At 52.6% G+C, this 12,804-nt stretch carries 10 protein-coding genes; 4 read left to right on the forward strand and 6 right to left on the reverse strand.

The genetic code is table 11. From position 1 onward, the window contains the following. Nucleotides 1-475, reverse strand: a 475-nt coding sequence (locus ABYP39_RS00875; protein WP_372780784.1) for a hypothetical protein, incomplete at its 3' end; no start/stop codon positions are given. 408 nt (nt 476-883) lie between these two features. Between ABYP39_RS00875 and ABYP39_RS00880 the strand changes: the two genes are divergently transcribed. The 3 genes from ABYP39_RS00880 to ABYP39_RS00890 all read left to right on the forward strand — a co-directional run bounded on the left by ABYP39_RS00880 (nt 884) and on the right by ABYP39_RS00890 (nt 3,113). Further along, the gene (locus ABYP39_RS00880; RefSeq protein WP_372749298.1) at nt 884-1,405 is read left to right on the forward strand and encodes an ATP-binding protein; all 522 of its coding nucleotides are present in this window, start codon (nt 884-886) and stop codon (nt 1,403-1,405) included. A 191-nt stretch (nt 1,406-1,596) separates the two neighbouring features. Then, nucleotides 1,597-2,475 (forward strand): sensor histidine kinase, encoded by an 879-nt coding sequence (locus tag ABYP39_RS00885; RefSeq protein WP_372749299.1) that lies wholly within the window; start codon nt 1,597-1,599, stop codon nt 2,473-2,475. A gap of 5 nt (nt 2,476-2,480) precedes the next feature. After that, nucleotides 2,481-3,113, forward strand: a complete 633-nt coding sequence (locus ABYP39_RS00890; protein ID WP_372749300.1) for a response regulator — start codon at nt 2,481-2,483, stop codon at nt 3,111-3,113. Between the two features lie 43 nt (nt 3,114-3,156). On the opposite strand, the gene ABYP39_RS00895 is transcribed toward ABYP39_RS00890, so the two are convergent. The 5 genes from ABYP39_RS00895 to ABYP39_RS00915 all read right to left on the reverse strand — a co-directional run bounded on the left by ABYP39_RS00895 (nt 3,157) and on the right by ABYP39_RS00915 (nt 9,959). Further along, nucleotides 3,157-3,873: a response regulator transcription factor gene (locus tag ABYP39_RS00895; protein ID WP_372749301.1), complete on the reverse strand. Its 717-nt coding sequence runs from the start codon at nt 3,871-3,873 to the stop codon at nt 3,157-3,159. Between the two features lie 141 nt (nt 3,874-4,014). Next, on the reverse strand, nt 4,015-4,731 hold the full coding sequence (locus ABYP39_RS00900) for a Crp/Fnr family transcriptional regulator (RefSeq protein WP_372780785.1): 717 nt from the start codon (nt 4,729-4,731) through the stop codon (nt 4,015-4,017). A 124-nt stretch (nt 4,732-4,855) separates the two neighbouring features. Then, nucleotides 4,856-6,943 carry an alpha/beta fold hydrolase gene (locus tag ABYP39_RS00905; protein ID WP_372780786.1) on the reverse strand — a complete coding sequence of 696 codons (2,088 nt, stop codon included), beginning with the start codon at nt 6,941-6,943 and terminating at the stop codon, nt 4,856-4,858. A gap of 307 nt (nt 6,944-7,250) precedes the next feature. Beyond that, nucleotides 7,251-7,463, reverse strand: coding sequence for a hypothetical protein (locus ABYP39_RS00910; RefSeq protein WP_372748519.1), 213 nt, complete (start codon nt 7,461-7,463; stop codon nt 7,251-7,253). 141 nt (nt 7,464-7,604) lie between these two features. Next, complete coding sequence (locus tag ABYP39_RS00915; protein WP_372780787.1) at nt 7,605-9,959, reverse strand: TonB-dependent receptor; 2,355 nt, start codon at nt 9,957-9,959, stop codon at nt 7,605-7,607. Nucleotides 9,960-10,326: 367 nt separating this feature from the next. Between ABYP39_RS00915 and ABYP39_RS00920 the strand changes: the two genes are divergently transcribed. After that, nucleotides 10,327-12,756, forward strand: a complete 2,430-nt coding sequence (locus ABYP39_RS00920; protein ID WP_372748521.1) for a TonB-dependent receptor — start codon at nt 10,327-10,329, stop codon at nt 12,754-12,756. The last annotated feature ends 48 nt before the right edge of the window (nt 12,757-12,804 follow it).

Consider the following 12,804-nt stretch of genomic DNA (forward strand, 5'->3'; position numbering starts at 1 on the left):
ACTGCGGACCATTGTTTATATACAGACTGTTGGGTTGAGTCGCACTGAAGTACCAACCTTCACCAGTTGCCCAGCTGAGCCCGTTCGCGGCATCGAACAGCGGACCGCGATTGATTACCTCGTCGGTGACCTTGTTGTATTCAAGCAATGAGGGGCCAACACCGCCGCGGCTTCTGTCCATACCCATGAAGATCAGCATCGTATCTTGACCGACATGGTTGTTGATATTGTTCCAGTAGGAATAGCCAACATAATTGACACAATCGGCGCCGTTACAGTCACTGGCGTTGGTCAAGCGTACGCCTACTGTGTTGTAAGGTTCAGGAAAAGTAAATTTGCCTCTTTCTGGCAGAAAAGCCTCGATCTGCGAGCGCGTCAATTGGGCGCGCGCCTGGGCAGTGCTAGGCTGCTCCAGAAACCCACCAGGAAATTCCTCCGCAGCCACCGGCATTGAAAGCTGGTAGCCCAGGGTCATTACACAAGCGTACAATGAATGTTTTGTGTGTAGTTGCAATCGCATCGGGTACTCCGCTGTATTCATAAGTTGCTTATGGATACTCCGCTCTCCCAGTTATGAGCCCGAATATCCGAAGACAGAACTGTTTATACAGGCGAAGTGCAACAGGCTCGTTTAGTTTATGCAACGGAAATGTAACGGCTTTGTAACGACTAGCGTCAACGTGATGCACGGCCATTAATAACGTGAACCGCAGCGAACAGCCTGTGCAGTTGCACCCTTTTAACCCGTGTTTATCAGTCAAAAATTGGGATGAATACCTGATGGGTAAGCTCAGTACAGAAAGCTAGTATTACAAAAGAGACGGAGAAAAAGTGCCACCCAAGGCATAGAACTTATCAATACTCAGCCGGCAAGGAGCATGCGATGAGAGCTGTCAATACCAATGATTCAACCCCCAGATCTGGACGCGGTCACGGCGCCATTCCTATTAGCAATCCTAAAGTTTTTGACCTTTTGTCGCAGGATAAACTTGCCCTGACGAACGTCAGAGAACCTGAACCCATGCTCATTCGGGAGACTGACGATATTGTGATAGCCCGACATGCTGGACGATGTCTGGGGAAGAGCCTGGGTTGCTCTGACAGCAAAATCGCGCTGTTAACGACGGCCATCTCAGAGTTAGCACGCAATATCATACTCTACGCCGAAAAGGGTGAAATCAGTGTCTCTGAAATACGCGTTGGCCCATCCAATGCTATTCTGATTATTGCAAACGACAATGGCCCTGGCATTGCCGATGTTGATTGCGCCCTCGCTGGCGGCTATTCCACATCAGGGGGACTGGGGCTCGGTCTTAGCGGTCTGCACCAAATAGCCGACCGGTTTGAGATTGAGAGTCATTACGGTGAAGGTACCTGTGTAAAAGTCATTATTCTGGCCGGTTAGTTATAAACAAATCGTCTTACTGGATTTCTCATTAAGCGATTTAAAGATACCCAATAATAAATTGCGCATATAGCACTGCGTTGTGTGTGTTATCGCACAGACGGAATAGTCAAAGAAACGTAACACTGGTGTACCGTAGCCGTAAGGTAGCAAGGCTGCGGTTCCTGTAGTCCACCGCAAGGACTGGTGTTATGCAGTGCAAGGATAATCCGCAGCAAGACCCCGAGGTGCCGCCAGGAAGTCCATCTGACAGCGCTATAGCCTCACGGATCGGTCAACCCACCGATGATTCACCCTGCGATCGTCGCGCCCCGCTAACCACAGAGACTCAGAAGCAGCAACCACGTTTTTTTCAGGTAAGTGTCGGGGAGCTCGACAGTATCCGTCGCGCGATAAAAACCTACGACATCCCCCCGCATGATGACGTTGGCTGCAATGCATTATTGAGCAGTCTGTACGAAGCTCAAGAAGAGTCCGCTCGACGCGTTGCACAACGACTGCATGATGATTCCGCACAGATGCTCGCCACTGTCTACCTGGAATTGGCCGAAATCAGGCGCGAGTGTCCTGAACAGATCGCAAAAAAAATAGATGGCGTCGGCCGTTTGCTTGACGTGGTCTGCGAACAGATCCGTGGGCTGTCCCATGAGCTTCGGCCACCAGTGTTAGACCAACTCGGCCTCATGCCGGCATTACGTTTCCTTGCTACAGGGTTCAGCCGCAGATCAGACATAAAAATAGGTATTGCTGGAAGTGCTCAAGGTCTCTCCAGCGCCATTGAAATCGCACTGTACCGCGTGGTTCAGGAGGCACTGTCCAATATTGTGCGACACGCTGGTGCCACCCAGGCAGAGGTCAGACTATGGATTGAAGCTGATACCGTACACTGCACAATTACCGACAATGGCGCAGGATTTACCGTCCCCGACGAAGCAGCTGACACCACACATGGGCTCGGTCTGCTTGGTATTTACGAACGCGTAACTGCCTTGGGCGGTGAATGCCGGATTGTTTCCTGCCGCCGCAAAGGCACCGAATTCACCGAATTTCAAGTGGAACTTCCGTTATGATGAGTATGAGTAGAGACGTTGTTGTCGCCGATGACCACCAGATGTTCCGACAGGGAATAAAGTCCCTACTGGAAGCCGAAGATTTCAATGTTGTAGGCGAAGCTGTAGACGGTCATGACGCCATTCGCCTGGTACGACAATTTAATCCAGCGGTCGCACTGCTCGACTTCAGAATGCCTCAGTTGAATGGCATAGATGCCGCCCACGAGATTCAGCGTCTGTCGCCTCAAACAAAAGTCGTGCTGTTAACAATGCATGATGAAGAGTCTTTCGCACTTGAAGCACTAAAAAGTGGCATTCGGGGCTATGTGCTCAAGAATCAGGCTGCATCAGAATTGATCTACGCTATCCACGAAGTGCTTAAAGGCGCAGTCTATCTAAGTCCGGGGATTTCGGAAGGTGTTGTAAACGCCTTATTATCCAAGAAAGATCAGCCAGAAGACGTACTGACCTGTCGAGAGAAGCAGGTACTGCAGCTTATTGCTGAAGGCAAGACGACAAAAGATATTGCAGAGTTACTGCACTTAAGCGTGAAAACAGCCGAATCTCACCGATCCCATATCATGCAGCGCTTGGATATCCACAATGTTGCCAGTTTGGTGCGCTACGCCATTCGGCAAGGTCTTATCGAAGCCTGATTGGCTATTCCCAAACAGCTGTTGTCGCCCAACAGCGAGCCGCCTAGTGCCTCAACCAGTCGGGCGATACCTTGATCCGGTACCCCACATTGCGCACCGTAACAATGTTTTCTGCAGACGCACCCAACTTGTGGCGCAAGCGACTCATATGAACATCGAGCGTGCGAGACTCTACCGTACAGGCACGCTTGTACCCCCAAACCCTTTCCAGTAAATCCTCACGGGTCAACACTCGCCCTTCCACCTCTAGTAATTCCTGCAGAAGACGATATTCCGTCTCCGTCAGGTCTACCGGACTCCCATCAACATAAACAACCCACTGCTCCGGAACCATTTGAATGGTACCGGCCTTTAGCACGTGTTGAAGTTGATCTACGCGTCGACGGTGTTGCAATCCAGTAATCTTGCTGAGTAATTGCTCCATGTCGACCGGGCTGACCAGATAATCATCGGCCCCAACGTTTAACGCCAAAACGCGTTCTGAGGGATCATCAACAGCACTGATAATAATGATCCGGAGCTCTCTCATATGCAGCTCTGTACGAATGAATTTGCACAATCGCATACCCCCCATCTCTGGAAGGGAACTATCCAGTACAATAAATGCAGGGCTCGCACTCGTCAGCAGTTTGATAGCTGAGTCAGTGCTAGGTGAGAGGAGGACGTCGAAGCCAGCCCCATCCAGGGCCGACTCAATGGAATGGCTCAACTCCTCGTCACAGACTGCAATAAGTACGGCTTGTGCCGATGCTTTATTCACTCGGAGTCCGCGCGTTGGCTGTCAGTATCTATATGGTAGCGACGCGATATAGCGCAAACAAACGGGTACATACCCCATGAGGCCACCGAGAACACCCTATTTAACGAACGACTAAGTAAAAGTACTTATAGATGACGACTGTCAGGTAGTTGGCGGGGGCAGCAGACTATCGGCCTTTTTCTTAACGACCCGATAGCATTCACAACAAAGCAGTTCGAGTTGAGGCCTGTCTAACAATTTTATATGGCCGCGGTGGTAGTCAATCACTCCGAGGTTTCTGAGTTTACCGGCAGCATCCGTGACACCCTCGCGACGCACACCCAACATGCCGGCTATCAGCTCCTGCGTCATAACGAGCTCGTCGCCGGAAACACGATCGAGCGATAACAATAGCCAGCGGCACAGCTGCTGAAGTATGGAGTGATGCCGATTACACGCCGCCGTCTGCGCCATCTGGATGAATACGGCTTGGGTGTAGCGCAACACGATCGCCATCAGTTCGGTATGACGATTAAACTCCCTTTCAAACTGTTTGCCGCTTAGCTGGTAAAATTGACCCGCACTTATAACCATGGCCTGACTGGTGCTCGGCTGTCCACCCATGATCCGTGATAGCCCGATCACGCCGTCGTTGCCCACCAGGGCGATCTCCGCTGACGAGCCGTCTTCCATCACATGCAACAATGAAACGATGCTATCGACAGGAAAATACACCATGTCTACCAAATCATCTGACTCATGCAACATTTGACCCGCAGAAAAACATACCAGCCCCAAATGAGGCTTTAACCGGCGCACAACGACCGACGGCAAGGCTGCCAGCAGATGATTCTGTTGTGGTAAAGGCTGAGTCTGCACCTTGAGCTCCCGTTAGCAAACGGTTGTCGTTACTGTATCTGTATTTGCGCGTGTATCAACATCACCTATTAGACGACAAAGGGCGCGTCACCAGACGCGCTCGTTGCAGGCCTTTCTATAAGTCTTAAGGTGCACTGCCACTTACCGCTCCCAAGCTTAGAGCCCCGGCGGGCAAGCGCCGTAAATCAAACAATGGAAGTTCAACACCAACAACGCTTACATCATAAGGATTCGGCGGATTCAGCACACTGTCTTGTTCGTTAATCGCCGAAGCGACAGGGTCGGGGTAAGTGGTACCTGCGGCGGTTTGAATCAAGGTAGTTGCGCCACTAGCGGAAGCTCCATTAATTATCGCGCTGAACTGAACATGGCGCTGATAGAAGAATAGTCCTACCTTGTCTCCAGGCTGAAGGCGCTCACCCACACCAGGTAATAGAAACCTGTCGTTGCCCACATTCGGGTTACTGGTGTACGGCTCAGCATTCTCAATCAGACCGGTGACTTCCGCGTCGACGAGGATTTTATCGCCGCTCGCCCGCTCGATACCGACACCAAAAAAGGCGATGGCGTCGCTGGGTGAGCCCACGCCAGTGACGGTGATAGCGTCAATACTGGGGATGCCTGCCAGCACAATATTATCGCCGGCATCGCTCGGTACGGTATACAGCTCCAAAAAGTTGGCACCCAGGTAACTGTCATCTGGTCCCTGACCTACACTGACCTCGGCCGCTTCTAGACGCACAGGCACACCGCCCTTGTCCACAGGCTGTGATCCCGCAGGGAAGTAATCGAGCAGCAGTCCCTGTGGCTGAGCGGTATGTGCGCTTTGCGTATTGGCAACAGAGATACAGACATTGGGTAGCGTGTCCAATAGCGGCGAAGACGCGCCTTTCAGGTGCACCTCAAACCAGGCCTTGATTACTTCGGTACCCACTAAACCACCGCAATCAGCAGAGCCTTCAAACAAGTGGTCAAGGGGATTCATGTGACCACCTTCATTGGTCAATACCGCCACTTTGGTGTTGGCATCCTTTATGGAATCGAAAAACTGGTAATTCCAATAGGCCTCGGTCAAGTGAAACAGCACGTCGCGGTTCCCCTGCAGCAAAAGTGTAGGTACCGGCCTCGCCACAAAAGTGCTCTGGTCATTACAGCCGGGGCGATCGCTGTCACACCACGGACCAACGCCGTTTTGCGCCTGAAAGTGACGCACTTGCCGATTGAACATCTGCAGCACAACATCGCGGTCGTAACCCTGCAATTCCAAAGTCCGCATAAGGTCATCTTTGGTGCGAATAAGGTTAGCCTGAGGGCTTCTGTAGCCGATCTGATTACACATCGCCTCCACTGCGGGGGTATTGGTCACCCCCGGGTCCGGCGGGCCATTTCCATCTGCGAACAGGCACAGAAGACCGTCAAAAGAGAGCTTAACGGCATCACCCGGCAGTAGACTGTTAATCAGACTATGCCAGGTACCCGAAGGCACAATCGTGTCCACTCGCCGATCCAATAACGCCAGAGGAAATTGCCAACCGCCACCGTAGCTATAGCCAATAAGGCCCACGCGGATATCTTTGGCAATGTCGGTTTCTTCGAGATAAATGGAAAAACGGTCTGCGTTTTCCGCGAGCCAATCCAGCAACCGAATGGCATCCTGCGTTTCCGCCTGGGGATCCATCACTCGCGCCAAGCCACCGCCGTTATCGGGCTGCGACTCACCGTGACCACGTTGATCGAAAGAAACCGCAACATAGCCATAATGTGGCAAAGCTTGGAATAGCTCGAGTATCTGAGGGAAAAAGGCTGTCTTATCTACCTCACCATTTTCATCCAGCGTGTTTGACACTTCCCCGCCATAGCCATGGCTGTGAATAACCACCGGAAAGCGATCACCGGGACAGCGTTCCGGCAGGGCGATACTCACATCAAAACTGGTTGAGGGCAGCACATCGCCCGAGTAATTTACGGTGTCGTAAACGTTGGGAAGTTGGCTGGTAACCTTTTCCAGCGCATCAGCAGTAATCAGTTCTGCCGGAAGACGCTCAGCTGCCGCGCACTGTAAAACCGGAGGCAGCGCAGAGACAACCGGGGTATTTGTGGTATTCGTGTCGGCAGCAGGGGAACTACTGCTAGAACTACTGCCATTACAAGCAGTTATGAGTAAAACACTGGTTATCAGCGCTTCCTTAGCGCCCACCGCAAAACTCCGCATACTACACCTCTATTGTTGACGGCGACCACTTTAGCACATAAGAAAAAGAACGACCTAGGGCATCACTTGGTACAACTGGAGCCCAAAGAAGACAACGCGCGTGCCGTCAATGTATCACTCGATCAGGTTGGAAACCCAACGTTGACGCATTAACCACTTAGTTCACACGGTAGAAAGGACATTCACAATACGGGAATGCCGAGGCTTTGATAGCGCCGCTTCTGAAAAACCAGCCTCACACGGCGAGCGGCATTGCGGTAGGACGCGACTTTCGCGCTGGGCGAAGCGCCATTTCATCTTCAACCACTCAGCTCATTGCAGCGTCTATCTTATTAAACAGTGCATTGAGATCTTCTATCCCCAACGCTTCCGCGTGATCGCGTACGCTGTTTACAAGCTTGTGTAAATGGCGACTGGTTTCGTCATCGAGTTGCCCCAGATCACTCAATCGCTTGGTGAGAACCCCAACCATCATTAGGGACAAAATAGCTATATGATCGGTCTGATTGACGGGCTGCATGATAGCGCCTCCTCGGATGTACGAAACATATCAACTTGAGTATAGATCACCAGGCGCGTCTTAGCGGCTGGTTGCCTTCACCGAAAATCCGGTAACAGGGCGCCAGCCGCAGGCGGGTTATGCAATTAATCGTACGCAGCCTTAGAAGAGCTTCGCGGTCACCGTAAGCCCCACCAGCTTATCCGGCCCGGGGATAAAGGTTGGCAAGCCAAAACTGTCACCGGTGTTGCCCGCGTCGAGCAGATAGTCTTTATCCTGCAGGTTCTTGCCATAGAGCTCGACAATAAAATGCCCAGCCACTGTTTCGTATCGCAAGGTCAGGTCCAACAGGCCATAACTGGGCTGGAATTCATCCTGCGTGTCGTCGGTTTCCTGCAGATCAGGTCGATCGTTGTCATCATCGAAGAAGAACTTCGATTTATAGCTGTAAGACGGTGTTATAGAGAATGTGCCAACATCAGTGATGTAGCTATAGGTGGCGCCAATGGCGGCGCTGTGATCCGGGCTTAGTCGGAAACGGTTACCCGCAAACTGCTGCGGCTGGCCTGAGTCGTCCTTACTGGCAAAACGCCCATAATTATAGCCATAACTCATAAACACCTTAAGATTATCGAGCGGCTGAGAATCAAGCTGCAACTCAACACCGTGCGATGTAGCCGAGCCCGCGTTCAGCACTTCCACAGCCGCCTCCCCCGGCACAAAAATGGTTGTCTGAAAATTGGTGTACTCATAGTAAAACACCGAACCGCTTAAATTAATGCGATCGTCCCAGAAACTGGCAAAGCCACCTATTTCATAGGAATCAACGATTTCTGCATCCAGGGTTTCGGCTTTGACAAAGTCTTCTTCGGGCGGCGTATTGAACGCAATCACTTCAGGTCGACGACCGCGCGCATAACTGCCCCACAAATTCACGTCCTCACTCAAATGGTACGACGCTACCATGCGCCAGGAGAGCCCACTGAAGGTGTCACTAGCCTGCTGCAGCTCACCCCCTTCACTGGCGGCAATAAACAGCGTGTTGCCCGGATCGTATACCGTGACACCTGGGATGCCAGGCAACAGCGTGTTGGCCTTGGAACGACCGAAATAACTGGTTTTCTTGTCATCTCGAGTCCAGCGAATACCCGCCGTCAATTCCACTTTCTCGTTCAGGTGATAGGTGGCATCGGCGAACAGGTCTGTCGACGTGGTATCACTGCGGTTGGCAAACTCCTCTTCGTAAAGAATGCCCGAGGATGGAGCCGAGGGCTCACTGCCCCGGCCGGTCGCTAAAAACTCAAGAAAGAACGGCAGCCCCACCCCCGTGTCGGTAGCGAGTGGGACATACTGCTGACCTTCCTCACTCAAATAGTTAGCGCCAAAAAACGCCGACAGGTTACCTCCGGCGTCGAAATTGATGCGCAACTCCTGACTGAACTGCTCGCCATCCGCAATCTCTGATGCCACCAGAATGTCATAGTGGGAACCGTCGCCATCGAAAATTTCCTCTGACTCAAACTCCCGGACGCCAGAAATTGACGTAAACGACCAGTTTTCGCTGAAATCCCAACTGACAATACCCGTTAAAGTATCAAGATCTCGCTCCAGACCCAGATCGCCATTGTCGCGAAAGCCACCAAAGCTGCGTAGCGCCGCACCCGTAAATGGGCTGGTATCACCCCCGGGGGGAGCAAAGCGATTATTCTTGAAGCCAGTGCCCGGTGGCGTGTCGTTCTGGTGATTGGCAATCAGATCAATGCGCAATGATTCCAGCAGATCCAGTCGCAAAGACACACGATACGCACGCAAGTCCGCACCGTTAAAACCGGTTCCTCCCAGCAGGTTTTCCACGTACGGGTCACGCTTTTTATCAATAAAGGCTATTCGACCTGCCAGCCTTTCATCCAGTATCGCTCCACCGAAGTGGCCACCCACTTCGGTGTACTGCGTATCGCGCACGCTTTCACCGTAGCCCAGTTTGAGTTGGCCTTCGGTCTCATAATCTGCCTTGCGCTGGATAACATTGATTCCCCCGATCAGTGCAGCGCGTCCAAACAGCGTGCTCTGAGGGCCCTTCACAACTTCCACTCGCTCCAGATCGTGCAGCTCAAAAAAAGACCCGCGCGATCGCGATGCCGGCACGCCATCCTGGAAAATTGCGATGCGCGGCTCAATATTGGCTTCACCGCTATCGGAGGTAATACCGCGAATGACAAAAGCTGGATTGTTGGCGCTTTGCTCTTGCACCTCCAGCCCCGGCACAAAATTGGCCAATTCATCAAACTGTTGAATATTCAGCTCGGCCAGTTTGTCCCCACTCATGGCATTGATATTGATAGGCACATCGCGCAGTGACTGCTCTCGCTTCTGGGCGGTGACGATGACTTCCTCTATCTGTGCATTAAGCGGCAGAGCCGTGATCCCGAAGATTGCTATCGAGCACCACCTTAGAATTGGCCGTGCAGCCTCGCACCACGATACAGGCGATAGATACTGAGATTTTAGCAAGGACATTTCCGCAGCTCCGCTTGTTGATAATTATTATTTTCCACTGCAACGTTTTCGGGCAGGGCGAGTGCAAAACACTGTTGCGACAATACTGTAAAACGACTCGTTGGTCTAAACCAAGTACAACTGACACCTTAGTCTGCATGGGAGAATGATCAAAGGATCTTGCACTCGTTCACCATTTCCGAAATTGATCCGCAAACACCATTTGGAATATTCAGACATAAATGCTCCAATAGCCTACAACAAAAGTGGCCTAACCGTTTGTAACTTCGCTAAAAAAGTTTGATAACACTATCGCGAACATATTAATTACCCGGATACGACATGAGCCACTCTTGTTACGCAGCACCCTGTGATCAAGGAGTTGATAATGATAAAAGCACTTTGTCGATTGACCGCATGCAGCCTTATATTTTCTGTGAACCCCGCACTGTCGCCCACCGCAGGCGCCCAGGCATTGGAGGAGGTGATTGTCACTGCCCAGCGACGCAGTGAAAGCACCCAGGATATACCGGTGGCCATCACCGGCTTCACGGGTAACTCCATCGAAAAATTCGGCATTGAGAGCACCAACGACGTGGGCGCACAGGTACCCAATATGCAAGTGAGCGGTCCCTATGGTGAGGTTCAGCCCATCTTCGCCATTCGCGGCGTGAGCATGTCGGACTACAACTCCAACCAGGCCAGCCCGATTGGCGTGTACGTGGACGAAGCCTACCAGCCAGCCGTGTACTCCCACGGCGCCAACTTCTTCGATCTGGAGCGCCTTGAGGTCTTGCGCGGTCCTCAGGGAACCCTCTACGGCAAAAACACGACCGGCGGCGCAATCAATATGATTACCCGCACCCCTCAGATAGACACCGAATTCAATGGCCGTATAAAGGTCGGAGTAGGCTCCTTTGACGCCACCATGGCCGAAGCGGCGATCGAGGGCACATTGATTCCCGGCACCTTGTCAGCGCGTTTTGCCACCTTGTTCAAAAAAGACGACGGCTACCAAGAAAACCCCCTCGGCGGTGCCAACGGCGCACAAACTGACACTCGCGGTGGCCGCCTGGCGCTAAACTGGGCAATCAACGACAACGCCACCGCCGTGCTGAAAGTAACGCGCACTGAAAACGACGCTAATACCGCGCAGGTGCGCAATGAACCGGGTGTGGATATCCGCAATACCAGCAGCACTGCCAATTCCAATGGATTTATTGACTACACCGGCTACTCGCGACCGGCACGCGATCTGGACTTCCACGAGATTGAATCCAACAAGGTGGGGCCGTTGATCACCCAGACCGATACCGCCGTGCTGACAGCCACGGTTGATTTTGAGGACTTTTCACTGGTATCAGTCAGTTCATATGGCGATGCACGTTATTTTCAGGACGCCAATACCGACGGCTCACCGCTGCGTCTGCTGGAAATCGACTGGTCGTCTGATACGGTCTACTACAGTCAGGACCTGCGCTTCGTCAGTGAATGGAACAGTCCTTTCCAGTTGATCGCCGGACTGTATTACGGCTTTGAAGATCTGGGCCTGAAAAACATCTACTGCATTTTCGAAGACTTGCCGGATACGCGGGTGGGCGAAGAAAACCCAGACACTATTGGTCTCGCGCCCTTTCTCGTGGGCTTCGGCTGCGTAGACCAGCGCCTGGCCACCGAGAAAGAAAGCCTTGCCGCTTACGGTCAACTCCGCTTTGAGCCCACCGACCGACTCGGCTTTGATCTCGGCCTGCGCCAAACCGAAGATCGCAACGACATGCCCTACTACAATACCTCGCGGCTTGACTACGATGGCACCCCAATCGGCACCTGGGTACCTGGTAATACGACTGGCCGCGACGAAGCATTCACGCCGGTCACGGCATCTCCCAACCAGATCGCCTACTGCCTGAGCAATCCCAGCGCCTGTACTGCGCCGCCCGGCTTTACCCACGGGCCGTACACGCTGGCGTCACAACAGCCACTGAGTGCTGTTGAGAACGAATGGACTGGCAAGCTCGGTGTCGATTACGCACTGACGCCCGACATTCTGCTGTATGCGGCCTACAGTCGCGGCTATCGCAGCGGCAGCTATAATGGCGGCGTGTACTATCTGGAGCGCGATATTGATGACGCGTACGCACGCCCGGAATTTATCGACGCGTATGAAGTCGGTGTAAAAGCGGATCTGCTGGACGGTCGCGCCCGGTTTAACGCCGCCGCCTTTTACTACGACTATACCGATCAGCAGTTTGTTAACGTGGTAGGGATTTCGGTCTTTCTGGAAAACGCGGGCGCTTCGGAAATTCAGGGCGTAGAAGCCGAGTTCCAGTATCAGATTAACGAACGGCTGTTCCTGAACACTGGCATCGGTTTACTGGATACCGCCTACAAAGAACTGATGTTGGCCGATACCACCACCCTCGCCAACCCGGAAGATCAGGTGGATCTGGCGGGCAACGATCTGATCTCAGCGCCCGACGTGAATTTCAGCATCTCGCTGGACTGGGACATGCTGGTCACCGAATACGGCTATCTGGCGCTCAACGTCAATGGCTCGTATCAGAGCAAACAATGGTACAGCGCCTACAACGACAAGGCTGAATACGAAGCCAGTAAGCAGGATGCCTACCACCTGATTAATGCACGCCTGGGCTGGTTCTCAGCTACCGATACCTACAGTGTATCGGCCTTTGTGAAAAACATTGAAGACGTAGAGTACGACTACTACGCCATCGACCTGCAGGCATCCTTCGGTTACACCTACTTTCTTTCCGGGCCACCGCGCAGCTGGGGCCTGGAAGCCAGTTATCGTTTCTAACGCGACAACATAGACGCGGCACCGTGACAGCCTACGCTGTCACGGCTC

Origin of the sequence: Litorivivens sp. (assembly GCF_041625495.1) — a bacterium.
In the GTDB taxonomy this organism is placed as follows: Bacteria; Pseudomonadota; Gammaproteobacteria; order Pseudomonadales; family Spongiibacteraceae; genus Litorivivens.

Excerpts from the sequence above, each read along its gene's own strand:
- ABYP39_RS00920 (WP_372748521.1), top strand. The coding sequence starts at position 10,327 with ATGATAAAAGCACTTTGTCGATTGACCGCATGCAGCCTTATATTTTCT.
- ABYP39_RS00885 (WP_372749299.1), top strand. The coding sequence starts at position 1,597 with ATGCAGTGCAAGGATAATCCGCAGCAAGACCCCGAGGTGCCGCCAGGA.
- ABYP39_RS00880 (WP_372749298.1), top strand. The coding sequence starts at position 884 with ATGAGAGCTGTCAATACCAATGATTCAACCCCCAGATCTGGACGCGGT.
- ABYP39_RS00890 (WP_372749300.1), top strand. The coding sequence starts at position 2,481 with ATGAGTAGAGACGTTGTTGTCGCCGATGACCACCAGATGTTCCGACAG.
- ABYP39_RS00915 (WP_372780787.1), bottom strand. The coding sequence starts at position 9,959 with ATGTCCTTGCTAAAATCTCAGTATCTATCGCCTGTATCGTGGTGCGAG.
- ABYP39_RS00910 (WP_372748519.1), bottom strand. The coding sequence starts at position 7,463 with ATGCAGCCCGTCAATCAGACCGATCATATAGCTATTTTGTCCCTAATG.
- ABYP39_RS00905 (WP_372780786.1), bottom strand. The coding sequence starts at position 6,943 with ATGCGGAGTTTTGCGGTGGGCGCTAAGGAAGCGCTGATAACCAGTGTT.